Below are 24,203 nucleotides of genomic sequence, written 5' to 3'. Positions count from 1 at the left end.
GGCGCGGCGTCATCGCCGGGGTTGATATCTTGTTGTGCGGATGGGGTGGTTTGCGGCGCTTGTTGCTGTTGCGGCGGTTGCGGCGGTTGCGGCGGTTGCGGCGGTTGCTGCTGTTGTTGCTGTTGTCGCTGTTGCCGCTGTAGGGGCGGTCGCTGTTGCTCTGCTTGATGCTGTCGTCCCACCCGCTGCTGTCGTCCTGACGCCTGCTGCGGTGGCGCCGACCGTTGTGGCTGTGGCGCGGACTCCGCCCGCTGTGGCTGATGCTTCTGAAGTGTCGGCTCGTCCATCACGTCCCCCCGTTTCAGTTGCCCGCACGCTGACGGCTTGCGCGCGGGATAAACGAACGGCACGCAGCAATCGCCATGCCGCAGGGCGCACATCGCGGATGCGCGCATCGGGCGCGAAGGTGCGCCATTTGAATAGTCAGCGATCTTCCTATCCGCTTAACAGTCGCAACGTGCGCGCGCGGGTGCGATCCCTGCGCCGGTGCGATCCCTACACGTCGCTTGCAATATTGACCGACGCCGCCGCTTCGGAGGGCCGCTTCGGATGCGTCGCCCGACACCGCCTTTCCCTCTCGCCTGCACGGCACGCGGTTTGCGGTCCGACCCGCGCAGCGGCACCGTCCGTCCGCCGCGCCCCGAGACGGTTTGAGATCAGGAGGCCCCCTATGAAAGTGCATCACCTGAACTGCATTTCGACTTGCCCCGCAGGAGGCCGGCTGATGGACGGCCGGTCATCGTGGCTGGCCACGCGCGGGCGGCTGTGCTGCCACTGCGCCTTGCTGGAATTGGATTCGGGCGGGTTGGCGTTGCTGGATACCGGCCTGGGCTTGCAGGACGTGGCGCATCCGCGCCCACGATTAAGCGCGTTCTTTCTGGCCTTGGTAAAGCCCGAATGGAAAGCCGCCATGACGGCCCGACGGCAGATCGAGGCGCTGGGATTTTCTGCATCGGACGTGCGCCACATCATCCTGACGCATCTGGACTTCGATCACGCAGGCGGGCTCGACGATTTTCCACAGGCGACCGTGCACATGATGCGGGCCGAAGCCGACGTGGCGCAGCGGCAAGGCACGTGGATGGACCGCCAGCGTTTTCGGCCGCAGCAATGGTCGTCGCGCGATCGTTGGCTGGTGTACGACGAAGCCGCCGGCGAATCATGGTACGGCTTCAAGCGGGCGCGTCCCTTGGTGGGCTTGCCCGCCGAGATTGCAATGATTCCGCTGCGAGGCCACACCGTGGGTCACGCGGGCATCGCCGTCAACCGAGGCGCCAGCTGGATGCTGCTGGCCGGCGACGCGTACTTTCACGCAGACGAAATGGCGCTGGACCGGCCCAGCTGCCCGATCGGTCTGCGCATGTATCAGCACATGCTGGACCACGACCGCGCGGCGCGCCGGGACAACCAGCATCGCCTTCGCGAATTGATCCGCACGAAAGGCGGCGAAGTCGACGTGTTTTCGGGGCACGACACCGAGGAATTTCAACGCCTGGCCGGACGGCCCGCGTAGCCGGCGGTGTATTGGACCGTCCAACGGAATGCGGTGAAAGCCGCGCAAGGCTTGCGGGGTGTGGCGCGCTGGTATGGTGAGCTCGGTGTGGCCCGCCGGGTTTGGCGTGCTGGGTTTGGCGTGCTGGGTTTGGCGTGCTCGGTGTGGCGTGCTGGGTGTGGCGTGCTCGGTGTGGCGTGCTGGGTGTGGCGTGCTCGGTTTGGCGTGCTCGGTTTGGCGCTGGACGTGGCGCGCCCGGGCCGCGCCTCAGGCCGCAGTTCCCAGAACTTTTCCAGGGCCATGACCTGAGACGCTCCACGGGCTACCGTTACGGCGGCACAGCTTCCAAGCCCATGCGTCAACGCCGCCCACGCGGCAGACAAAGCGCCAGCCCCGCCGCCACCACAGCCGCAAGCAAAACAGTGCGTTGGTGCATCGCCAGTTGCGTGTAGACACTGTGTCGGCGCGGATGCAGCGGCGTCGACGGATGTTCGCCGCCCCCTTCGTACAGCGAATCCGACCCGCCGCCCGCCGGCATGTCACCACGCTGATGCCGGAACAGCCAGCTTGTCATGCGGTCCGCCAGCGTCGGCATATTCTGACCCAAGGCCGAAATCGCGCGCGACGCGCTGCCCACGTGGAGATCCCGGGTCGGATACTGCGCCGCGTGCAAAATCGCTTCGGCAACGGTGTCGGCGGCATATACCGGCGGCGGCAGGTTAGGCTGCACATCCATGTAATTGCGCGCGTGCGCGGCAAACCCGGTTGCGACAGAAGCCGGCTTGATCAACGTGACGGATACCGGCGCCTGGCTTTCGCGCAGCTCCATCCGAAGCGCATCGGTAAAACCCTTGACCGCATGCTTGGCGGCGGAATAGGCACCTTGCAGCGGCACCGCGCGATCCGACACTTCGCTGCCCACATTAATCAAGGCGCCGCCCGATTGCTTCAAGTGCCGCACCGCCGCCATCGAGCCATACACCACGCCCCAATACACGGTATCGAAGAGCTTGCGCTGATCCTCGACCGGCACCTGTTCCAACGTACCGAAAATGGAAACCCCGGCGTTGTTCACCCAGGTATCGACCCGCCCGTAGTGCTGCACGGCCTGTTCCAGGATGCGGTCATGATCCTCGGCAACCCCCACATCGGCCACCACGGTAATAGCCGCCCCACCCGCCTGGACGATATCGTCCGCAACACGGGTCAACGCCTCTTCCTGCCTGCCCGCCAAAACCACTTTCGCGCCCTGCTTCGCAGCCATCCTGGCCGTGGCCGCGCCAATACCACTGCCCGCGCCAGTGATGACGATCACCTGGTCACGCAGTGCTTTCAATTTCAATCTGGGTTGATACATGTGAGCCTCCCGGTCAGCGGCGCGCAACATGCGCGGCTGTGGGAGGCCAGCAAGGGACATGCCTGATGGGGGGGTGCGGAAGGCGTCCGCGGGGTCAGGCGGGGGTGGCGAAGATTGCCGGCGTGTGTGACGGGCCGCCGGGGCGGCGACGTCGTTCAATGTTTGGCGGGAAAATCGGCAGGCCACCGCATCTTGCGGGGCGAGTCGTTCGGGGATTTTTCCTTGGTGGTGTCTTGCGGGGTTTCTAAGTCAGTGTCGACCGGTATGTCGGGACGGACGATATCCGTCTCCGGTTTGCGTTCTTTTCCCTTGTCAGGCTGCTGGCTATCTCTCATCGGGTCCTCACGTGCAATGACACAATCGATTGAATCTTTCCACAGTCGTAGGAATTTTTAAAGACGCGTTTGGACTAAGCCATCCGCTGAAATCCCGGGAAATGCAAAAACAAAAAAGGCGCTTAGGGTATCCTAAGCGCCTTTTTGACAAATTCTTTGGGGTGGCTGATGGGGCTCGAACCCAGATAGTAGGGGAACCGGGGGGGCTTGACGGGGAGCTATGCCTTTGATTTCAAAGGAATCCAAATTTTTTCGTTCCCCTGTGCTTCCCCTATTCTTCCCTGAATTCTTCCCCGGAAAAGACGCGGAGATATGGCGATGATCAATCTAGAATGGACCGCCGGTTTTCATGCCAACCTTGTGCGCGAACGCCAACACCATTTCCTGGGTCGCACCTTTTTCCAAAAGCCTCAAGATTTGTCGAAGTTGCCCCTCTGGAGTACCCAGATAAGATTTCGGCACGGTGATGGCAGCGCCCATGGCGGGAACTTGATACTCTTGCTCGTCTTCGTCCCATTTGATCGCATCTAGCGCCTCTTGACGCTTCCCCAAGATCTTTCCGATGTCGTTTACGTCATCCATAGCGGAACCTCTCTCCTTCCGGTTACAAGGCAGATGAGTGTAAGCCACTGAGGCGGCAATATGTGCAGCCATTACCAGACCCTGAAAGACGCTGAGCTGCTGCTCAAGAAATTCGGCGTGCGCGACAAGACAGCCGCGATCGGCAAGTACGACATGTGGCCGCGCTACGAGGGCGTGTTCGTGCGGCGACCGGTGGAGCATGACGCGGGTGACGAAGCGGTGCCTGAGCGGGAAGTGGTCCTTGGCCGCTGGGGCCTTATCTCAGGATCGACCGGCCCGGACGGCCTGGCCGCCGCTGAAAAGCTATCCACGTTCAATGCCCGCGACGACCGCGTCGCCAATGCCTTCACTTTCCGCAACGCCTGGCGTCGTGCGCAGCACTGCGTCATCCCGGCCGATGCGATCTTCGAACCTGATTGGCGCTCGGGGAAAGCGGTGCCCACTCGCTTCACGCGGGCAGATGGTGGACCGCTCGGCATTGCCGGCCTCTGGGATCGGTACCGGGACGCGACCGGCCAGTGGCAAGAGAGCTACACCATGCTGACCATCAATGCGGATGATGACCCGCTCTTCCGTGACTACCACCAGGCGGGCAAGGAAAAGCGGATGGTCGTCATCCTGCCCGAAGTCGCCTATGGCGACTGGCTCACAGCGCCAGCAGCCGACAGCCGTGACTTCCCGGCCCCATTCCCCTCTGACAAGCTCGTCGCCACGCCGATGAAGTGACCCCGATATCGCTGGAATATACTGGATGTTCAACCAGTGTTTTCAGCTATGCCGTTCAAATCGCCCCTTTCCCACAACGACCTGCGCGCCATCCGTGAGCGGCAGCCGTGGAACACCGACGTGATCGTCCTACTGTGGGAGGTCAAGCGCCTACGCTCCAGCCTGCTGCGCGCCTACCAGCTATCGGACGACTTCAAACGCCCGGCCGGGACCACGGCGGACCTGTACGACGAGTTTATGGAAGCGCTGCGCGCGGAGCCCTGTGTGATCGAGCGGGACCAGGACGTGCAGGATCTGATGGAAGCCCCGAACAAGCTGCGCAAGGGCATGGCACCGCGCTAGGTGAGATGTGAAGATCCCTTTTCGAGACGCCGGGTCATTACCTGAACCGCTCCAACCAGATCATCAATCGACACGCTGAAGGACTCCATCAACAAATTCAGGTCACGATTGTTTTCTTCCGCCCCTGGCGTGTACTTTTCATGCTCGCCAGCTACCACCAGGTAGTCAGCGCCAGCAAATGAGGCAAGATTGGATTGCATCGAAAACCGCTTTCCGAACGGCGAGCCCATCGCGACCATCTTGCACCTGCGGTCGCAGAAAATTGCATTTGTGAAGCCGGCGCCCATTGCCCCAACAATAAACTCGGCTGATGCGAAGAGCTTCACCTGATCCAGAAATCCCATTTGCCCTGTGTCTACGGCTTCAAACCCCATGGATTCCAACGCCCTTTCGACATCAGGAGCGTTTAGGATATTGCGTCCTTGTCGCCGTGCGATATAGATTCGGCGCCCGGTGAAGGCGCTACCTTCAGTCAAGCCGGCAGCCGCATAAGCGCGATCGCGGAGGAACCTCAACGACTCCGGATTTAGTGCAGATCCAGCCCAAAATGGTACATCCATCCAATCTGGATGAAAGGTCGGGATCGAAGGAATATGCAATTTCTCGACCTCAAGCAGCGTCCTTTTTCCGACGAGGTGTATCGGCCAATCCCCGGCCACCACCTTTAGTGACTCAAACTCTTGCGGGTACATGTCTGCGTCGATCAGAAGCGGCGGACGGGATTCTCCGAGTCGACGCATTACCGGTCTTAGTCGGGTCAAATATTCGATCAGCCAATGGAAATAGTTCGGGCTACATCTGCCGCTGATCAAAACGGCCTCAGGGAGACGCACAACCCGATCATATTCGAACCAAACAATCGCCCGGTCGGGACTCTTGTTGATAGAAGAAACGCACTGCCACACGCCAGCCACAAAGCCCTTCCTGAGGTCCGCGGCCGGTTCATAAATCACGAGCTGATTGCCTTTCACTACCTGGAAGCCACCAATAATTCTCGCGCCCAGAACCTGAGCGATCCAAGTTGACGGCGTTTCAACGGTCCGGATAGGTCTTTGAACCGTTTCTCCATACACCGCCGGCTCCCTGAACGTGTGGGAAGAAGCGGCTTCTATGCGGTCAATAACACCGACCTTGGAAACGTTCACAAGCTTTACGACTTGGGCAACGATGGAGTGGCCGCTAAAGTCTGGAAGGACAGAGAGCATTGCCTTCTCGAGCTTGCGAGCCGGCTGACTGCGAGCTAGATAAAACAAACCGTCCCTGGCCGCGTTTGGAGATTCGAAGGTGTAAGGCTTCGGCTTCGTTCTCGGAACGATGAAGCGCTCGCGCCTCATTCTGTGCGCTTTTACGAAACCATTGGGGAAACGCCCCTCTTCGGCTCCGTGTCTTTTGTAGTGGTCTGCAGCGTCCATACCGGAAGCCCCAACATCAGGGTATTCCCTGATATAAAACCTCTTATCCACTGTGTTGATCGCCGTAGCAATTGCGCGACGGATTTTGCGCAACATCAAATGCTCCCTAAGCCCGGTGTGTAAACTACACGGTTGTAAAAAATCGCCGGTCATCGTAAACGATGATGAACATCCATATCCAAGGAGCAGACTTGTACAGCGTTATCGTGGACAACGACGAAATCAGTTTCCAACTAGGGGGAGCCGCACCGCAATTCGGTGACCCAGTGGTTTTGGCTCACGCCGAGCAGGATATCCTTGGTGGTACGGAATGGTACAGCACGGGATACACAGTGGAGACCTTGCTGTCTGACGCAGAATTCAAAGAAATTTCTGCCGAAGTCACTGAAAAGGTGCGCGATTTGTTGCGCCTTAACGGCGTAGAAGCACCCGACGACTTCCGATTGGCGGACTATCACAAGTTCGTCGCAGGTGACGATTCCCTGCATCAGAAGATCATTGAAGTGACCCGCGAGCTACGCATGCCTCACTTCAAGTTCGACTTTGAATCGTTTATTCGCAAAGTGTCCGAATCAATCGGCCACCCCCTCAAGTCTGCAAACAATGCCTCCAGCGACATAGACGCTTTCTTGATCGTGCGCATCAACCGTCCTCAGTCAGAAGACTACAACCCGCCGCACAAGGATGGATACCTGCCGGTTTGGCAACGGACGGTGAACCTCTGGGTCCCCATTGCGGGAGTCTCGGAAAAATCCGCACTTCCGGTTGTAGCGGGAAGCCACTTGCTTCCAGAAGACAAAATCAAGCGCACTCCAGCCGGCGCACTCCTGAACGGAAAACCCTACCGAGTTCCGGCGATTGTGGAATGGGACGGTGAGAAGGCTATGACTAGAGCCAAGGTGGGCGAAGGCGAAGCCCTGATTTTCTCACCGCTCTTGATACACGGGTGTGCGAAGAACATGGCGGAAGATACAACCCGCGTTGCGCTGGAATTACGACTTAGCAGCGCCACCTAGCGCTGGTACCCCTGACAAGCCGCCAACTGTGCAGTCAGTCGCCGGATTCCCGCCCGGAGGGCGAAATAATCCGATCTAGCAGCGGGATCAAGTTCTGCGCGGGCTCCATCACCCAGGCGGGCGGCGGTTCCGGCTTTAGGCACTCCACTGCTGGCGGGGGGGCAGGTGGCAGCGACGTGCAGCCGCTGGCGCCCACGCCTGAGCCAACCACCGACAGCTCTACCTTCTTCACGAAGATAGTCGGCTCCTGCTGGTTAATAGCGCTGGCGATCTCAAAGGTTGAGACATCGCTGCCGACTACAAAGCTCACGTCACCCTCGATGTCGCCATTGACGTAGTTCATGACCAAGTCAGGAATCAACTGCTGGACGTCCAGCGCGCTGCCCCGCACGGTCACTCGGATCAACAGGGCGATCTCCTCGGGCCGGTCAAACTTGACCTCGTAGAGTCGGCCGTTCACCGGATCCGGAACCTGGACAACCACTGCGCCGTTGTATCCCCCGCCGACGGTCTTGGTCTCGAAAAGCGCCTGGGCGACTTCCGGATCCGTCCCGCCCTCTACGCACGCCCAAATGCTGTGTTTGCGCATGGGAATGCCGTCGATGACCTGGTCGACGTCGGCATAGTTCTCCAGGTAGTAGCAGGAGCGCACGGCCTCAATGCTGTAAAGGCGTGACACGATGGCCTCATTGATCGACGTTGTCTGTAGCGCCAGCGTCTGCGCGCGCCGGCGCCGCAACAGCACGTCGTTCTCCTCCACCTGGCCCGGAATCGCTGCGATCGGATTGGTGATGGTCTCCCACCCCAAGACGCTGGAGGCCACGGTATTCAAACCGCCAGGAGGCACCACGATTTCCCCATCCTGCAGGGCTCGGAGGTTGCCCGACGCGGTACCGGCCGAGTCCAAGACGACAGTCGTCACAATCTCGAACTGCTCACCCTGCGCCGTCTCAGCGATTGAGCCGGCCGGAACGTTGGTTCCTGGGACACCGCCCAGCACCGCGCCGACGATCAGAGACCGCACGCTGCTACGGCGCCTGCCCCCGGTCAGCGCGATGAGCGAGTCCAGGAACACCCCACCGGCCAGATTCGGGTTGATCTGGTTGGCTAACTCGGCGTTGTTCCGGGCGATCGCGTCGCGCTCTTCGGTAATGCGCGTTATGAGCATGCCCTGGGGCGTCGCCGGGTCGGTCGGCATGTCGGCGCCGAACACAGCCCGAAATTCGGCTTCCACCTGGGCGCGCGTGGTGGCCGTATCCACGACGATGACGCCGCGGTTTGCGATGAAACTGTAATCAGCCATTGATCGTTACCGTGCCGTATGTGGTTTGGAGCGTCGCCGTGTACTTCAGCGTCTCGCCTTCTATTTGGGTTGTCAGGCTCACGATGCCCGTGACGTCCGGCGTACCGAGCAGCCGACGCCGCAAGGATGCTTCGAACTGCGCCAAGTTCGGCTGTTTGCTGAACGCCTCCCGCAGAAACGGAATGCCCTCGTCATAGGCGTGGATCATCTCCGCGCGCGCCGTGGCCGCGAAATGCTTGGCTTCCTGGGCCACGGCCTGGCGATCCGTCACCATGGCCAGATTTCCATTGGGAAGTGTCACGAAGTCGTTGTCGTCGTCCGTTTGGAAAGAGATCAATTCGGGCCTCCCGAGTTACCGCTACCGGTCTGCACGCCACTATGCGTGTGCGTGCTGCCGATGTTCTTGCCGTCGTGCGTCAGCGTGCCGCCCGACATCGCAACATTCCCGCCGCTGGTGACCACATTGCCCTTGAATTCGATGTTCCCGATCCACTCCGTCACAGGTATCTCAACCTTCGCCTTGGGCGCCTTGATGCGTACTTCGCCTGCGTGCAACGAAATGCAGACCGTGCCATCCATGGACTGCAGGACAAGCGCGTCAGCGTTCTCGCCGTCGATGGCCCAATCCTTGATCGTGTCCGGAAAGAACATCGCGTCCGGGAACGAATGCAGCCGCTCGGTGTTCGGCCAATCCTCTCGGCCGCCGCGTTGGAACATCAGCGACACATCCCGGTCGTTCGCCTTGAGCCACCCGAAGTCACCTGGCTTGATGGGGAACCGCATGAAGAAGCCCCCGCCGCCGAAGCGAAACACCGGGATGTTCGGGATGCTGCCGCGCGAGATCTTCTGCCCGTCCGTCGTACCGACCATGATCAGTGGCTTGACCACCGCCCGATTGGCGGCGTCGTCATAGGAGACGACCTGGGCTGGCAGCATGTCGTCCAGGTTCTCGCGGATGAACGCGCGGATCCAGGATTTCAGGACGCCCGCCATGCTTCCATCGTCGGCGCCGTCGATATCGGGGACTACAGTCGGCTGCATGTCGCTTGATAGAAAAATGGATCTTCGTGGCTTGCCACGTCGAACTTCAGTTGATCGATCTTGTAGTCGCCGTTGAGCGACCTGTTGAACTTGCTATCCAGGCGCAACGTGCCGCCCAGGACCGACTCGCCGTCGATCAGGTAGGTCGCCTCCACGCCCTTCTCCGTCGCCTTTGGGATTCCGACCATGCCGCTGCTCATGCTCAAGATCTTGACCCGGCCGCTGACGGCCTTGTCGAAGTCCTGCACGATCAGCCGGGTGTCGTCGACGAACGCCCGCACCCCGCCGGCCTCGGCCAACCGGTTGACCTGGCCCAGCGCGCCGCCGGTATAGGTGTAGTTCCCGATAAGCTTGTCCAGCGCCTGAAAAACGAGAGTGGCGCCGATGTCCGTGGCCACAGCCGCGGCGATCGCCGACAGCTTCGAAGTCGCCTGCGCGCTCTTGGACACCACCACCCCGTTTGCCGCGTTGCCCGTCTTGGACTTCAGGACGATGTCCACGTCCGGCGGGCTGCTCGGCTCCGCGCTGATGATGTCGCCCGTGTAGACCTTGAATAGCCCTGTGGAGACGCGCCCCACTTCCACGATCAGCCGCTTCGGCGTCCGGTTCTTGTTGAACGGGCTCGTTTCGGTCAGCAGGAAGTCACGCGTCTCGCGGCGCAGGTTCGAAATGGTCACGCTGCATTCGTTCTGCGTGGCGTTGGCGTACTTCGTGCCGCTGGCCTTGATCCGCATGCCATCCGCGGCGCTGTAGTAGTTCATCCGGCCGGATACCTCGATCCCGATCCGGATAGCGCGTAGGTCAATCATCGATGCCGACCTCCGCCGGTTCCAGGTAAATCATCGACTGCGACCGCCCGAACTCTTCCCACCATGGCAATTCGCCGTCCCGGGTCAGGATGGCGAAGTTGCCCTGCTGACTGAGGTAGCGGTACGGCAGGATGGGATATTCCGCGATAATTCTCTGGCCCAAAATCAGATCGGTGTCCCCCAGCTCGCGGAACAGGTCAATGTCGCCCGTCTCCGTTTCCAACTCTTCGAGCAAGGACATGCAGAGCGTGCGGGCGCGGCGGATGTCGCTGCGATGGCGGCCTGCTGACTGGCTGCTCTGCCGGGATGGAAAGTGGCGGCCAGTTGAGCCCGGCACATCCCCGCTGGCTCATGGCGCTCCCGCCCGAGTGGGACGACTGCGCGCCTACGGCAACGCGATCAACGCGCAGCAAGCGCAAATCTTCATCGAAGAAAGCATGAGGTGCATATGACTGAGAACAACGCCGCCCAGCCTGGCCGTGGGGTTAACCCCTATTCGATGGCGGATGCGCTTTACAAAGCTGGATACCAGGACGCGAGGAAAGAGCGTGATTACGATCCGCGCGGCACTGAGGAATGGCAAACGGTGGTCGAAGCGCTGTCCAAGCTGCGCGCGGAGGGCGTGCAGGCGGGCGATGAGCGGGTACGTGCGGCGCTGGCCGCTCTGTTGGGCCAATGGGACAAATACAAGTCTTCGGAGTATCAAAACCAGGAAGACGCGTACAACCGGCTGGATAAATACGCCCGCCCTTTGTGGAAAGAAGCCCGTGCCGCCCTGGCAAGCGCCCCTGTAGCCGAGGAGGCGGCACAAGCAGCGCGGTGGCGATGGATACTGCCTCACCTGGAGATCGAGAACGACAACGGGGACGAGATGGGGAGATGGCATTCCGCGATTTCCCTGAAGGGACCTAGAGATGAGCCGCCTAGAAACGGCGATTTCTCCCCGGAATCTCCCCGAGAAAGCAAAACAGACGCCTAAGCGTCTGTAATGTAAGGGGAATTCTTGGGGTGGCTGATGGGGCTCGAACCCACGACAACCGGAATCACAATCCGGGACTCTACCAACTGAGCTACAGCCACCTCTGGTGCTTCTTTGCCGTGCTTCAAAAGAAGCTCAACAACGAAGAGGCCGAACTATAGCATATTTTTTCGGCGTGTCAAAAGCCCCCTTTTGCCTTTCCATTGCCAATACCACGCACCTTGCTATTCTTCCGCATGGCTCACTTTCCAAGGCTGGTTTTCACGTCATTGCTATGGATCGCATACACGCAATTTTGATCGATTACTGGCCTCATCTGGTCTTTGCCATCAGCATCGTGGCGGGGACGGGCGCGGCGGTGCATGCCGCGATGACCAAGCAGGATGTGCGGGCGGCGATCGGGTGGGTGGGGATGGCGCTGTTTTCTCCGTTGTTTGGCGCCTTGTTCTATTTTGTGGCCGGCATCAACCGGATCCGCAAGACGCGGGTGTCGCAGCAACGTGACGAGACCATGGTGGTGGATGCCGAGCAGGTCGATACCCTGCCGGTGGATGTGACGGCGGTGTCCGGACCGCAGTTTGCGTCGCTAAAAATACTGGGGGATCGCGTCAGCCGGTTTCGGTTGTTGGGCGGCAACGCGGTGCAGCCGCTGGACGGCGGGGACGAAGCCTATCCGGCCATGATGCAAGCCATACGCGGGGCGCGTAGCGCCATCGCGATGCAAAGCTATATCTTCGATAACGATGAGATCGGCCGCGAGATGGCCGAGGCGCTGATCGAGGCGCAGGGGCGCGGCGTGCAGGTGCGCGTGTTGATCGACGCCATCGGGTCCAAGTATTCGCGCCCGCCCATCGTGCGGATGCTGGCGCGCGGCGGCGTGCCCGTGGCGCGCTTCATGACGAATCCGCTGGGCGTGCTGCGCATGCCCTATGCCAATCTGCGCAGCCACCGCAAAGTGTTGGTCATCGATGGACGCGTGGGCTTTTCCGGAGGCATGAACGTGCGGGCGGCGTTTGTCACGGCGCTGGCGGGCAAGGCCGTCAACCACGACACGCATTTCCGCATCGAAGGGCCGATCGTGACGCAGCTGATGTCGGTGTTCGCGCACGACTGGAATTTCACCACGCGCGAATCGTTGCCCGCGCGCCCGTGGTTCGACCCCCACGCGCTGCCGCCCACCGGCAACGTGCCGATGCGCTGCGTACCGTCGGGCCCGGACCGCGCGCTGGGCAGCTCGCACAATATGCTGCTGGGCGCGCTGGCGGTGGCGCAGCATCACGTGCGCATCCAGTCGCCCTATTTCCTGCCTGACCAGACGTTGATCGGCGCGCTGGCTACCGCGGCGCGGCGCGGCATCCGCGTAGACATCGTCATCCCCGACAAGAACAATCTGCGGCTGGTGGACTACGCCATGTCGGCGCAACTGGACCAGGTCGTGCGCACGGGCTGCCACGTGTGGCGGGCGGTGGGCACATTCGACCACTCCAAGCTGATGACGGTGGACGACGCCTGGGCCTACGTCGGCTCGTCGAACCTGGACCCGCGCAGCCTGCGCTTGAATTTCGAGCTGGACACCGAAATCTATGACCCCGGCGTGGCGCGCTGGATCGGCAAGCGCATCGATACGCTAATTGATCATGCCAAGGCGGAAACGCTGGATACGCTGGCCCAAGCGCCGTTTGCCAAACGGTTGCGCAACAAGGTCATCTGGCTGGCTACCCCGTATTTGTGACGCTTCGACAACACGCGTCAACAACACGCGTCAACAACACGCTTCAACCACACGCCTCAACCACACGCGTCAACAACACACGCCACCACCCCGCGCCACCACCACGCGCCAACCACAACACCGCCGAACCTTCCTGCACGATGCGTTATGAACTGACCGACCTGCGCCTGTTCCTTGCCATCGCCGAGGCGCAAAGCCTGTCCGGCGGCGCCAACACCGTGCACCTTACCGCTTCGTCCGCCAGCTACCGCCTGAAGAATCTGGAAGCGGCGATGGGCGTGCCGCTGTTCAAGCGCGAAGCACGCGGGATGGAGTTGACGACGGAAGGCGCGTTTGTGCTCAAGCACGTGCGGTCGCTGCTGGCCGGCGTAGAACGCATGCACGGCGAAGTCAGCGGCTTCGCCAGTGGCTTGAAAGGCAGCGTCAAATTGTTTGCCAACAGCAGTTCGCTGAACGGCTTCATCGTGCCCAGCCTTAGCCGATTTCTGTCGGCCAATCCAAACGTGAACATCCTGCTGGAGGAACGATCCAGCACCACGATCGAGGCCGCTATCGCGGGACAGGAAGCGGATATTGGCATCTTTGCCGGTCATGCCGAATCGGCCGGCGTGCAGGCGGTGCGCTATGCCATCGACGAACTGATCATCGCTGCGCCGCCGAACCACCCGGTGGCGCAGCATTCGCCGGTACGCTTTCCGGCGGTGCTGGACCTGGATTTTGTCTGCATGAGCCGTGCCAGCAGCAACTACATCTTCCTGCGCGACATGGCCAGGCTGGCGGGCAAGACGCCGAAGGTGCGCATCCACGTGCACACCTTCGACGCCGTGCTGTCCATGGTGCAGGCCGGCGTGGGCGTATCGCTGGTGCCGCGCAGCGTGGCGGCCACCGGGCTGCGCGAACAGCGCGTGGCGGCGGTGGCCATCAGCGAACCCTGGGCGCGCCGTGAATTGACGCTGGTGACCCAAGCCAACGTGCCGCTGTCACCCTTCGTGGAGCAGGTTGCCGCGTATCTGCTGGACGATCCGATCGTAGCGGCGACGCGCGGCGGGACGGACTGATCGCCCCCCTGCCCAACCCAGCTCAACCCGGCTCGGGCCAGCTCAACCCGGCTCGGGCCAGCTCAACCGAGCTCAAACAAGCGCAACCCAGCTCAACCCAGCTCGGTCCAGCTCAGCCCAGCTCAGCCCAGCTCAGCCCAGCTCACCCCTGCTCAACCCTTGCCGCGCCGCTTGCTGGCCAGAAACTCATTCATGAACTTCTGCGGTTCGCCGGTGTTGAACGCGGCGCCGAATTCCGCGACGCTGTCCTCGATGGCGTCGTCAACCGACATCGTTTCCCAGCGGCGCAACAGCTTCTTCTGCTGACGCAAAGCCGCCGGCCCCAGCGCGGCAAAGCCCTGCGCCAGCTTGTAAACGGTTTCGTCCAGCTGCGCCTGCGGCACGGCGGCATTGACCAGCCCCCAGCCCTCTGCGCGACGCGCGTCGATAAGTTCACCCGTCAACAGCATCCACGCGCTGTGGGCCGCCCCGATCAAGCGCGGCATCAGCGCCGCGTGGATCACCGAGGGGATGCCGACCTTGACCTCGGGCATGCCGAACTGGGCCTCGTCGGCGCAGATACGCAAGTCGCAAGCCAGCGCGAACTCCAGCCCGCCGCCCAGGCACCATCCGGGAATGCGCGCGATGACCGGCACGGGAAAGTGGCGGACGGCGTTGCACAGGTCGCGCAGATTAGCGATGAAGCGCTGGGCGCTGGACGCATCCAGCGCAGCCATTTCAGCGATATCGGCACCCGCCACGAAGGCGCGGTCACCCGCGCCGCGCAGCACCAGCACGCGCACGGCCTTGTTGTGGCTCAGCTGGGCCAATGCTTGCCGCAGGCCATTGATGACGGGCGTGCTCAAGATGTTCAGCACGCCGGCGTCCTGCATGGTCAGCGTGGCGATGCCGGCCGCGTCAATGCGGACGTCTGCGTGGGGAAAGGACAGATTCATGGTGTTCACAAGCGCTCCGGGTTACTGCATTTTCTGAAATTTGATGTCGTCGACCACGGTCTTCCAATGCCCGTACGACTGCGCGATCAACGCGCCGAATGCCTCGCGTGACATCGGGCTGGGCACGGCGCCCTGCCTTTCAATGGCATCCACCGTTGCCGGGTCCGCCAAGGCCTGGCGCACGGCTGCGTTCAATTTATCAAGCACCGGTGCGGGCGTGCCGGCCGGCGCGGCCAGGCCGAACCATGACGGGTTGTTCATGGCGGGCAACCCGGCTTCGGCATAGGTCGGCACGTCCGGCAACACCTTCAGCCGTTCGCGGGCCGCCACGGCCAAGGGGCGGATGCGCTGCGCCTGGATCAGCGGATACGACGACGGGATATTGTCGAACACGACCTGCACCTGCCCTGCCACCAGATCGTTCAACGCGGGGCCCAGGCCCTTGTACGGCACATGCAGCATGCGCGTGCCCGTCGTCTTCATGAACAGTTCACCGTTCATGTGGCTTAAGCCGCCATTGCCGGATGAGCCGAACGCGTACTTGTTGGGATCGGCCTTGAGCAAGCCGAGAAACGCCGTCAGATCGCGCGCGGGCAACGCGGGGTTCACAACCAGCACGTTGGGTACGTCCGCCAGGTTGCTGATGGGGGCAAAGTCCTGGACGGGATCGTAGAGGCTCTTGGCGTAGACGTTCGGGTTGACGGCGTGCGAACTTTCTACCGCCATCACGAGCGTGTAGCCGTCGGCCGGTTGTTTCGCCGCGTAGGCGGACCCGATGCTGCCGCCGGCGCCGGGCTTGTTTTCGATGATGACGGACTGGCCCAGTTGCGCGCCCAGCTTGTTGCCCACGACGCGAGCGATGATGTCGGTGGTGCCGCCCACCGCATACGGCACCACCAGGCGGATGGGCTTGTCGGGATACTCGGCGGCGGCCAAGCCGGGTACGGCAAGGCAGGCCAGCAACATTGCCAGCGGGGTTTTTTTGATGATTGTCATTGTTGTCTCCTCGGGGTGAATCAGGTCTTCAGATCGCGGCGGGACGGCCGGGCGCGGCGCCGATGGGGTCGCCCGCCGCGGCGTAGCGCTATGCGCCCACTACCGCGTTGCCCACTACCGCGTTGCCCAGTACCGCGTTGCCCAGTACCGCGTCGGTGTGTTCGCCCAGCAAAGGTGGCGCGGCGCCCAGTGCGTCGGCGGGCGAGCCGGCCAACAGGGGGTTGCGCACCAGCCGCATTTCGCCCAGCACGGGATGCACGCTGGTCTGGACCAATTGGCGGTGGCGCACCTGCGGATGCGCAAAGACCTCGTCCAGGGTGTGGATCGGCCCCCATGGCACCCCCGCGGCGTCGAACGCGTCGGTCCAATGCTTGCGCGGCGCGCGCGCCAGCGCTTGCGCCACTTGCGCGCGCAGGCTGTCCAGGTGCAAGAGGCGAGCGCTGTTGGTGGCGTAGCGCGCATCCAGCGCCCAGTCGGGATGACCGACCACACCGCAGAAGCGCGAGAATTGGGCGTCGTTGCCAATTGCCAATATCAAATGACCATCGGCGCAGGCGAACACTTCGTACGGCGCGCAATTGGGATGCGCGTTGCCGCTGCGCGTGGGCGCCACGCCGGACACCAGGTAATTGGCGCCCTGGTTGGCGTTCATGGCCACGGCAACGTCCAGCAGGCAGATGTCCAGCGGCATGCCCTGCCCCGTGAGGTCGCGCTGGCGCAAGGCGGCCAACACGGCAGTGGTGGCGTACATGCCCGTCATCAGGTCCACCACGGCCACGCCGGTGCGTAACGGGCCCGCGCCGGGCGCACCGTCAGGCTGGCCGGTGTAGCTCATCAAACCGCCCATGCCCTGGAACACGTAGTCATAGCCGGGCTTGTCCGCCATGGGGCCGGACTGGCCGTAGCCGGTGATGGACAGATAGATCAGGCGTGGGTTGATGCGCGCCAGCGACGCGTAATCCAGGCCGTATTTGCGCAGCCCGCCGGCCTTGTAGTTCTCGACCAGGATGTCGGCGTCGGCGACAAGTTCGCGCACGCGGCCCGCGCCCGCTTCCGAGGCGAAGTCGATGGCGACCGACTCCTTGCCCCGATTGCACGCCATGAAATAGGCGGACATGGCCGCGTTGCCGTCGTCGGCGCGCAAGTCGGGCGGCCCCCAACCGCGCGTGTCATCGCCGCGCGTCGGGTGTTCGATCTTGATGACCTGGGCGCCCAGGTCGGCCAGGTTCTGCGTGCACCAGGGGCCGGCAAGAATGCGCGACAAGTCCACGACCTTGATGCCGCAGAGGGCGTTGTGAAGCATAGTGTCTCCGTGATTCAACTGCTTTCGGAGAATTATGTTCGCGCCCTCGTCCCACGAGGAGTTGAATGTTTCGAACGCTGCGTTCGACAGCGTTCAACGCGCGGCCTGCCGCTTAGCCGTCCGACACCGGCGACGGCGCGGCGCGCACGGCGAACACGGCGTTCGCTTTCAGCATGACGCGACCGTCGACCCGCAACAGGCAGTGGGCGTAGATCAATCGCTTGCCCTGCTTGTCGATCCGCACATGGGCTTCAAGCCAGTCGCCGGGTTGCACGGCGCTAAGGTATTCCACCGACATTTGCACCGTCACGATCGACACTTGCGCCTGTTCGGCGATGGTGAAGCCCAGCGCGCTATCCGCCAGGGTGGCCAACAAACCGCCGTGCGCCATGCCATGCATGTTGGTGTGCGCGTGGTTGACGCGCAGCGCCAGCACGTTGTCCGTGTCGCGCCGGTATAGCGCGCCCAGGTCAGCCAGATGGGTCATGAACGGGCTGCTGGGGCGCCACGGCGCAAAACCTTCGGGGATGGATTCAGTCATGGCGGGAAAATTGATGACATCCGACATTGGATGGCTGAAAGTACCGCAAAGCCCGCCCCGTCGAACATGCCCGGCGGCAAGAGGTGTACGCACAGCGAACGAAGCGGGGCGGGTCGCGGGCACGGCATGCCTGGCTTCGTGCCGGCGGAAATCTAAGAGTAAGATTTACGCCACAACATTCCTATACCTGGCAGGAGCAGTAAACGATGGCGAAAGTCGGCATGGTGGGTATCGGCCTTATGGGCCATGGCATTGCAAGCAATCTGGTCAAGCACGGTCATGCGTTGACGGTGCTTGAGCATCCGGGCAATCAGTCCCTGGATGCCCTGAAGGCGGCGGGCGCAACCAGCGTGACCAGCGGCGCGGCGTTGGCGGCGCAGTCGGATGTGATCATCCTTTGCGTGACCGGCAGCCCGCAGGTCGAAGCCGTCTTGCTGGCCGAAGGCGGTGTGCTGGAGGGCTTGCGCGCGGGCACCGTCATCATCGATTGCTCGACGGCGATTCCGTCGTCCACCATCAAGGTGGCGCAAGCCGTGACGGATTCCGGTGGCCGCTTTTTGGATGCGCCGATGACCCGCACGCCCAAGGAAGCCGCCGAAGGCCGGCTGAACTTGCTGGTGGGCGGTGACGCCGCGCTGTTCGAAGAATGCAAGCCGATCCTGGCCTGCTTTGCCGAAAACATCACGCATGCCGGCCCCATCGGCGCCGGGCATCGCATGAAGCTGCTGCACAACTACGTGTCGCTGGGCGTTGTTGCCCTGCTGTCTGAAGCGGCCGCGTGCGCGTTGCGTTCGGATATCGACCCGGCGGTGTTCGTGGAGGTCTTGAGCAAGGGCGGCGGCGGCGGCGTGGCATTGGAACGCATCAAGCCGTACCTGCTGGAACAGGACCCGTCGTCGCTGCGCTTTTTCATGTCGAACGCGCAGAAGGACCTGTCCTACTACAACACCATGGCAGCCGAAGCCGGCGCCGTGCGAGAGATCGGCGCCGCCGTGCAGCACACGTTCGACCAGGCCGTCACGCAGGGCGGTGGCGAACGCTACGTGCCCGAACTGGTGACGTTGCTGAAAGACCGCTAGGTCAGCGCCCCACGGTTGCCGGGGCGGGCGCAAGGCCGCGTCCCGGCAACCGCAGCGAGATGGCCGCGGCCATCAACAGCAGCACGCCCGCCGAGCCAAAGGCGACCCAGTGCGTATGGAACGTGTCGAATGCCCAGCCCCCCAGCCACGAGCTGATCATGCCGCCGACCTGGTGGCCCAGATAGGTCAGGCCGTACAGCACGCCGACCAGCCGGATGCCATAGACGTCCGCCAGAATGGCCGAGGACAAGGCGATGCTGCCCGCCCACACGATGCCGCCGATGGTGGCGGCCGCATACAGTTCCCAGTGCGCGCCCACCATGACCAGCGCAAAAAACCCCAGGCCGCGCACCAGATAGATGGCGGCCAGGATGTTGCGACGTTCGACCTGGTCAGACATGCGGCCCAGCACCAGCGTGCTGAAGATGGCGACCAGTCCGATCAGGCCGATGCCCAGCGAACTGGTGGTGGCGTCGAACCCGTGGTCCATCAGCATGGGCATGCCGTGCGTGCCCAGCAGGTTCATGCTGTAGCCACAGGCGAACAGGCCCAGCGCCACCTGCCAGAACGGCAAGGTGCGCAACGCGTCGCGCACGGTCGGGGCGCGGCTTTTTCCCGGCGTGGAGGATGCGCCCCGGGAAGCCATCGCGGAGGAGGACGAGGACGAGGACGAGGACGCGCCGGGCGAGACGGAGGCGGCCGACACTTTTCGATCCGGGATCTGGTGTGGCAGCAGGTCGGTGTGTTCCGGCGCGTCGTCGCGCATGATGAACAGCGCGACGGGCACGGTCAGCAAGGCGAACAGCACCGCGAAGGCCAGCAGGGTTTCCTGCCAACCCACGGCCGCTATCGCAAAGGTCAACGTCGGCGTCATCAAGGCGATGCCCGCCATGGACCCCGTGGACAAAAAGAACAGCGCCATCCCGCGCTGGCGCGTGAACCAGCGGCTGATGACCGGCGTCAGCGCGACGGGGCTGGTAAACGCCAGGCCCACGGACAAGGCCACGCCGAAGGACAGCAGAAATTCAATGGGGCCACGCGCGAACACCGTCCACAACGAGGACGCCACGACGATGGCCGTGCCGGTCAACAGCACGAAGCGCGTGCCGCGCACGCTGACCAGGTAACCGGCCAGTGGCATGGCCAGCCCGTAGCACAGCATGCCCACCGCCACGATGGCCGACAACAGGCTGCGCGAAAAGCCCAGGCCATCTGCCATCGGCAAAAAGAACGGCCCGATGCCCATGCGCAGGCCTACTGTCAACAGGGTAAGAACCGCGGCGGCGCCGACGATGTTCCAGCCGAAATACCAGCCGCCCGACTCTTGCTTGCTCACAACCGTCTCCTTGATGTCTTCTTGTAGCCGCAGGCTCGCCAGGGCTTACAGACACCGCAGGGAACGCGCGGACAAAATCCGCTATCGACACGGGTAAGAAGGACGCGGCGCGAATGGGCGTGTTTTTGCCGGTGGCCAGGGGCCGGCCGGACGCAACATATTACTCCTGGCTATAAGAGGGAATGGCGTTGCGTCGCGGAAAAATTCGTTCGGTAAACGGGCAGTTGCCCATTACGTTGCCAAAGACGGGCAGCGTCAGTCCGGCTTACGCCTTCTTTTCCAGGAACGCCTGCAACGCGGGCACGGTGTTCAACACGTGTTGGCGCATGGCCGCTTCGCAACGGGCCGGGTCGCGGGTTTGCAGCGCGTCGATCAGCTCTTGATGCGATTCCCGCACGCGCAGCACGCGGCCGGGCTGCGCGGCCCACAGGCGCATGTACGGTTCCACCACGGAATGCAATTCCGATATCTGGCGGAGCAGTCGCGGTTGCTGGCAAAAGCTGCACAGGTATTCGTGAAATTCCCGATGCGCGGTCGTAAAGTCCAGGTAATCGCTTGAGCCCTGGTCCAGCTGCTCAAGCATATGGGTCAGGCGGCGGACATGTTCGGCGCTCATGTGCAGCACGGCGTTGCGCATGGCCAGACCTTCCAGCACCGAGCGCATCTCGAACACTTCCAGCATTTCCTGCTGGTTCAATCCGCGCACGACGGCGCCACGATTCGCGCGGATCTCAACCAAGCCTTCAGAGGCCAGCCGCCGCAGGGCGCCGCGTACCGGCATGCGGCTGGTGCCGATTTCGGTGGCGACCACATCCGGCACCAGACGTTGGCCAGGCGCATAGTTGCCCAGGCGGATTTCGCGCTGCAGATGCAGATAAGCCTCGTCTTCGGCACTGATCGCTGTCTTCTGAAATTGCAGCATTGTCGTCCCCGGGCTTGGAAAGCCGCCATGATAGATAAACGCAAAAATAACACAAACTGGATCCAGTGATCCATGGATGCAAATACCAATGGTCCGCTGAGGCCGGGTCCCGTCTAATTGCTGGCGGACGGCCCCGCAAGGGGTGTCACACGCCGGAACGGGCAACAGACCCGCCCGGCGGGCCCAAGCTTTTCCATAACGCGATCAAGGGGAATCCAATGAAATTTCGTCTCATCCGGACGCTGGCCGGCCTGGCTGCCGCCGCCTTCGCCGCCCAGGCCGGCGCGCAAACCGCCGCGCCCGCCACCGACTGGCCGCAGCACCCGGTGCGCATCGTTGTGCCGTTCCAGGCCGGCTCGGCCACGGATCTGATCTCGCGCCAGCTGGGTGCCGCGCTGGCTACCGAACTGGGCCAACCCTTTGTCGTCGAAGCCCGTCCGGGCGCGGCGGCCGCAATTGGCAGCGCCTCGGTGGCGCGTTCGGCCCCGGATGGCTACACGTTGTTGATGGGCGGCCCGGCCGCTGTCGTCACCAACCGCTTCCTGCAAAAGCGCCTGGCTTATGACCCGGACGCCTTCGCGCTGGTGTCCATGGTGGCCTACACGCCCAACATCCTGTTGGCCAACCCCCAACAGCCTTTCAAGACGCTGCCTGAAATGGTCGCCTATGCGCGCGCCAATCCGGGCAAGCTGACCTACGCGTCGTTCGGCACCGGCACCACGTCGCACATGGCGGGCGAAATGCTCAAGTCCATTGCCGGCATCGACATCCTGCACGTGCCGTACAAGGGCGCGGGTGAAGCCATCCCCGCCTTGCTGTCCGGCCAGGTATCGATGTATTTCGACACCATCATGACGGGCCTGCCGCAGGTCAAGAGCGGCTCGCTGCTGGCCTTGGGCATGTCCAACTCGAAGCGTTCCTCGTTGGCGCCGGACATTCCCACCATCGCCGAACAAGGCTACGCGGGCTACGACATTGCCCCCTGGTATGGCCTGGTCGCGCCCGAAGGCACGCCCGAACCCATTCTTGAAAAGCTGAACCGCGCCGTCAACAAGGTGCTGGCGGATCCGGCATTGCGCGGTAAGCTCGCCGAAGCGGGCGCCGAGCCGCGTGGCGGCAGCCGCGCCGAATTCGCCGCGTTCATCAAGGCCGAAATTCCGCGCACCAAGCAGCTGATCGACCAAGCCGGCATCACCCCGCAGTAACCCTTACACCACGAGTTTCCAGCATCCATGTCCCCCTCCTTCGATTGGTCTTTTCCGTACGCTTCCCGAAAAATGCCGGTCCTGGCCGCCAACGCGGTCGCGACCAGCCAGCCGCTGGCTGCGCAGGCGGGGCTACGCATGTTGCTGGCCGGTGGCAATGCCGTTGACAGCGCCATTGCCACCGCGATTGCGCTGACGGTGGTTGAGCCCGTCATGAACGGCATCGGCGGCGATATGTTCGCGCTGGTCTGGCACGGCGGGCAATTGCACGGCCTGAACTCCAGCGGCTGCGCGCCCGCCGCGTGGACACCCGACTACTTCAACGGCCGCGACGCCATGCCGGGCACCGGCTGGGGCACCGTCACCGTGCCCGGCCAGGTTGCCGGCTGGAAAGCGCTGTCGGACCGCTTCGGCAAGCTGCCTTTCGCCAAGCTCTTCGAGCCGGCCATCGGCTATGCCGAAGAAGGCTTCCCCGTGTCGCCGACCATCGCGCGCCAATGGGCCACGCAAGCCCCCAAGCTGGCGCACGAGCCCGGCTTTGCCGACGCCTTTCTGCCGGCAGGCCGCGCCCCGCAAGCAGGCGAATGGTGGCGCTTTCCGGCGCAGGGCAAGACGCTGCGCGCCATTGCGGAAAGCGGCGGCGACAGCTTCTATCGCGGCGAACTCGCCCGCAAGATCACCGACTTTGCCAGCCAGACGGGCGGCGCCCTCAGCGCCACGGACCTGGCCGAGCATCGTCCGGAATGGGTCGCCCCCATTTCGCAATCGTTCCGCGACGTCGAACTGCACGAAATTCCGCCGAACGGCCAGGGCATTTCCGCGCTGATGGCGTTGGGCATGCTGGAACAGTTCGACCTGGAAGGCATGGGCGTGGACAGCGCCGACTACTACCACGTCAGCATCGAAGCGATGAAGCTGGCGTTCGCCGACCTGCATCACCATGTGGCCGACCCGCGCCACATGCGCACGGACGCCAAGGCGCTACTGGACCGCGCCTACCTGGCCGAGCGCGCGCGGCTGATTTCCATGGACCGCGCCAGCGTCCCCACCGCCGGCACGCCCGCCACCGGCGGCACCGTTTACCTGACGACCGCCGATGCGGACGGCACGATGGTGTCGTTCATCCAGTCCAACTATCACGGCTTCGGTTCGGGCGTGGTCGTGCCGGGCACCGGCATCAGCCTGCATAACCGTGGCCTGAACTTCGTGCTGACGCCCGGCCACGCCAACCAGGTGGCGCCGCGCAAAAAGCCCATGCACACGATCATCCCCGCGTTCGTCACGCGTGGCGGTCAACCGTTGATGTCGTTCGGTGTGATGGGCGGATCAATGCAGGCGCAAGGGCACCTGCAAATGGTCACGCGCCTGGCCGCGTTCAAACAGAACCCGCAGGCAATGAGCGATGCCCCGCGCTTCCGCGTTGAAAAGGGCCCGGTGGTGAATGTGGAATCGCATCTGCCGCAAGACGTGGTGCAGACGCTGCGCGACCGTGGTCACAATGTGGCCGTGGCGCCAGTGGACAGCCTGGAATTCGGCTCGGCGCAGCTGATTTGCCGCTTGCCCCAGGGCGGCTATGTCGCCGCGTCGGACTCGCGCCGCGACGGCCAGGCTGTTGGCTTCTGACGGCAAGGCGGCTTCAGGGCTGAAGCCGTAGCCGAAGGCAATTCACGCTTCGGCCCGGCTTGCCCGCCCCTGCTTGGGC

Annotated in this window: 24 protein-coding genes and 1 tRNA gene; 10 read left to right on the top strand and 15 right to left on the bottom strand. The window is 62.9% G+C overall.

Going from position 1 to position 24,203, the window contains the following annotated elements:
- Positions 1-670: 670 nt before the first annotated feature.
- On the top strand, positions 671-1,513 hold the full coding sequence (locus tag V6F88_RS20345) for an MBL fold metallo-hydrolase (RefSeq protein ID WP_332611781.1): 843 nt from the start codon (positions 671-673) through the stop codon (positions 1,511-1,513).
- A 337-nt stretch (positions 1,514-1,850) separates the two neighbouring features.
- Here the strand turns inward: V6F88_RS20345 and V6F88_RS20340 are convergent, their stop codons facing one another.
- Positions 1,851-2,879: an SDR family oxidoreductase gene (locus V6F88_RS20340; protein WP_332611780.1), complete on the bottom strand. Its 1,029-nt coding sequence runs from the start codon at positions 2,877-2,879 to the stop codon at positions 1,851-1,853.
- A 632-nt stretch (positions 2,880-3,511) separates the two neighbouring features.
- Entirely contained in the window at positions 3,512-3,766 is a 255-nt protein-coding gene (locus V6F88_RS20335) for a hypothetical protein (RefSeq protein ID WP_332611779.1), read from the bottom strand.
- A 60-nt stretch (positions 3,767-3,826) separates the two neighbouring features.
- Here V6F88_RS20335 and V6F88_RS20330 point away from each other — a divergent pair, with 60 nt between their 5' ends.
- Positions 3,827-4,492, top strand: a complete 666-nt coding sequence (locus V6F88_RS20330; protein ID WP_332611777.1) for an SOS response-associated peptidase — start codon at positions 3,827-3,829, stop codon at positions 4,490-4,492.
- Between the two features lie 48 nt (positions 4,493-4,540).
- A complete protein-coding gene (locus V6F88_RS20325) occupies positions 4,541-4,834 on the top strand; it encodes a hypothetical protein (RefSeq protein ID WP_332611775.1) in 294 nt (97 codons plus the stop codon).
- Here the strand turns inward: V6F88_RS20325 and V6F88_RS20320 are convergent.
- Complete coding sequence (locus V6F88_RS20320) at positions 4,831-6,342, bottom strand: glycosyltransferase family 61 protein (RefSeq protein WP_332611774.1); 1,512 nt, start codon at positions 6,340-6,342, stop codon at positions 4,831-4,833. The two genes, V6F88_RS20325 and V6F88_RS20320, sit on opposite strands and share 4 nt — an antisense overlap.
- Before the next feature lie 95 nt (positions 6,343-6,437).
- Between V6F88_RS20320 and V6F88_RS20315 the strand changes: the two genes are divergently transcribed.
- Positions 6,438-7,262, top strand: coding sequence for a phytanoyl-CoA dioxygenase family protein (locus V6F88_RS20315; RefSeq protein ID WP_332611773.1), 825 nt, complete (start codon positions 6,438-6,440; stop codon positions 7,260-7,262).
- A gap of 34 nt (positions 7,263-7,296) precedes the next feature.
- Here the strand turns inward: V6F88_RS20315 and rz1 are convergent, their stop codons facing one another.
- From rz1 to V6F88_RS20290, 5 genes are read right to left on the bottom strand one after another with little or no spacing between them, the layout of a single operon-like run.
- A complete protein-coding gene (gene rz1, locus V6F88_RS20310; RefSeq protein ID WP_332611771.1) occupies positions 7,297-8,565 on the bottom strand; it encodes a lysis system o-spanin lipoprotein Rz1 in 1,269 nt (422 codons plus the stop codon).
- The gene (locus tag V6F88_RS20305; protein WP_332611769.1) at positions 8,558-8,902 is read right to left on the bottom strand and encodes a hypothetical protein; all 345 of its coding nucleotides are present in this window, start codon (positions 8,900-8,902) and stop codon (positions 8,558-8,560) included. Before V6F88_RS20305 ends, rz1 begins: the two co-directional genes overlap by 8 nt.
- Entirely contained in the window at positions 8,899-9,606 is a 708-nt protein-coding gene (locus tag V6F88_RS20300) for a Gp138 family membrane-puncturing spike protein (protein WP_332611768.1), read from the bottom strand. Before V6F88_RS20300 ends, V6F88_RS20305 begins: the two co-directional genes overlap by 4 nt.
- Positions 9,591-10,415: a baseplate hub protein gene (locus V6F88_RS20295; RefSeq protein WP_332611767.1), complete on the bottom strand. Its 825-nt coding sequence runs from the start codon at positions 10,413-10,415 to the stop codon at positions 9,591-9,593. The genes V6F88_RS20300 and V6F88_RS20295 overlap by 16 nt, the downstream gene beginning before the upstream one ends.
- The gene (locus V6F88_RS20290; RefSeq protein ID WP_332611765.1) at positions 10,408-10,656 is read right to left on the bottom strand and encodes a phage baseplate plug family protein; all 249 of its coding nucleotides are present in this window, start codon (positions 10,654-10,656) and stop codon (positions 10,408-10,410) included. Before V6F88_RS20290 ends, V6F88_RS20295 begins: the two co-directional genes overlap by 8 nt.
- 207 nt (positions 10,657-10,863) lie before the next feature.
- Between V6F88_RS20290 and V6F88_RS20285 the strand changes: the two genes are divergently transcribed.
- Positions 10,864-11,394: a hypothetical protein gene (locus V6F88_RS20285; protein WP_332611764.1), complete on the top strand. Its 531-nt coding sequence runs from the start codon at positions 10,864-10,866 to the stop codon at positions 11,392-11,394.
- 25 nt (positions 11,395-11,419) lie between these two features.
- On the opposite strand, the gene V6F88_RS20280 is transcribed toward V6F88_RS20285, so the two are convergent.
- Positions 11,420-11,495, bottom strand: a tRNA-His gene (locus V6F88_RS20280).
- Between the two features lie 173 nt (positions 11,496-11,668).
- On the opposite strand from V6F88_RS20280, the gene V6F88_RS20275 reads away from it, so the two are divergent.
- Both V6F88_RS20275 and V6F88_RS20270 read left to right on the top strand, forming a co-directional pair.
- A complete protein-coding gene (locus V6F88_RS20275; RefSeq protein WP_332611763.1) occupies positions 11,669-13,126 on the top strand; it encodes a phospholipase D-like domain-containing protein in 1,458 nt (485 codons plus the stop codon).
- A gap of 140 nt (positions 13,127-13,266) precedes the next feature.
- Complete coding sequence (locus V6F88_RS20270) at positions 13,267-14,184, top strand: LysR family transcriptional regulator (protein WP_332612036.1); 918 nt, start codon at positions 13,267-13,269, stop codon at positions 14,182-14,184.
- Positions 14,185-14,336: 152 nt separating this feature from the next.
- Here the strand turns inward: V6F88_RS20270 and V6F88_RS20265 are convergent, their stop codons facing one another.
- The 4 genes from V6F88_RS20265 to V6F88_RS20250 form a co-directional block, all read right to left on the bottom strand.
- Positions 14,337-15,119: an enoyl-CoA hydratase gene (locus V6F88_RS20265; protein WP_332612035.1), complete on the bottom strand. Its 783-nt coding sequence runs from the start codon at positions 15,117-15,119 to the stop codon at positions 14,337-14,339.
- Between the two features lie 21 nt (positions 15,120-15,140).
- Positions 15,141-16,115 (bottom strand): Bug family tripartite tricarboxylate transporter substrate binding protein, encoded by a 975-nt coding sequence (locus V6F88_RS20260; RefSeq protein WP_442880363.1) that lies wholly within the window; start codon positions 16,113-16,115, stop codon positions 15,141-15,143.
- Positions 16,116-16,203: 88 nt separating this feature from the next.
- Positions 16,204-17,418, bottom strand: coding sequence for a CaiB/BaiF CoA transferase family protein (locus V6F88_RS20255; RefSeq protein WP_332611762.1), 1,215 nt, complete (start codon positions 17,416-17,418; stop codon positions 16,204-16,206).
- A 112-nt stretch (positions 17,419-17,530) separates the two neighbouring features.
- Positions 17,531-17,959: a PaaI family thioesterase gene (locus tag V6F88_RS20250; RefSeq protein WP_332611761.1), complete on the bottom strand. Its 429-nt coding sequence runs from the start codon at positions 17,957-17,959 to the stop codon at positions 17,531-17,533.
- Between the two features lie 206 nt (positions 17,960-18,165).
- Between V6F88_RS20250 and V6F88_RS20245 the strand changes: the two genes are divergently transcribed.
- Entirely contained in the window at positions 18,166-19,038 is an 873-nt protein-coding gene (locus tag V6F88_RS20245; protein ID WP_332611760.1) for an NAD(P)-dependent oxidoreductase, read from the top strand.
- 1 nt (position 19,039) lies between these two features.
- Here V6F88_RS20245 and V6F88_RS20240 read toward each other — a convergent pair whose 3' ends face one another.
- Complete coding sequence (locus tag V6F88_RS20240; RefSeq protein ID WP_332611759.1) at positions 19,040-20,374, bottom strand: MFS transporter; 1,335 nt, start codon at positions 20,372-20,374, stop codon at positions 19,040-19,042.
- Between the two features lie 265 nt (positions 20,375-20,639).
- Entirely contained in the window at positions 20,640-21,296 is a 657-nt protein-coding gene (locus V6F88_RS20235) for a GntR family transcriptional regulator (protein ID WP_332611758.1), read from the bottom strand.
- A 218-nt stretch (positions 21,297-21,514) separates the two neighbouring features.
- Between V6F88_RS20235 and V6F88_RS20230 the strand changes: the two genes are divergently transcribed.
- Both V6F88_RS20230 and ggt read left to right on the top strand, forming a co-directional pair.
- Entirely contained in the window at positions 21,515-22,501 is a 987-nt protein-coding gene (locus tag V6F88_RS20230) for a Bug family tripartite tricarboxylate transporter substrate binding protein (RefSeq protein ID WP_332611757.1), read from the top strand.
- A gap of 27 nt (positions 22,502-22,528) precedes the next feature.
- Entirely contained in the window at positions 22,529-24,124 is a 1,596-nt protein-coding gene (gene ggt / locus V6F88_RS20225; protein WP_332611756.1) for a gamma-glutamyltransferase, read from the top strand.
- The last annotated feature ends 79 nt before the right edge of the window (positions 24,125-24,203 follow it).

Origin of the sequence: Achromobacter sp. ESBL13, from assembly GCF_036668755.1 — a bacterium.
Taxonomy (GTDB): domain Bacteria; phylum Pseudomonadota; class Gammaproteobacteria; order Burkholderiales; family Burkholderiaceae_B; genus Achromobacter.
The sequence above is the reverse complement of the archived record's forward strand: the minus strand, read 5'-3'. Positions and strand labels throughout refer to the sequence as shown.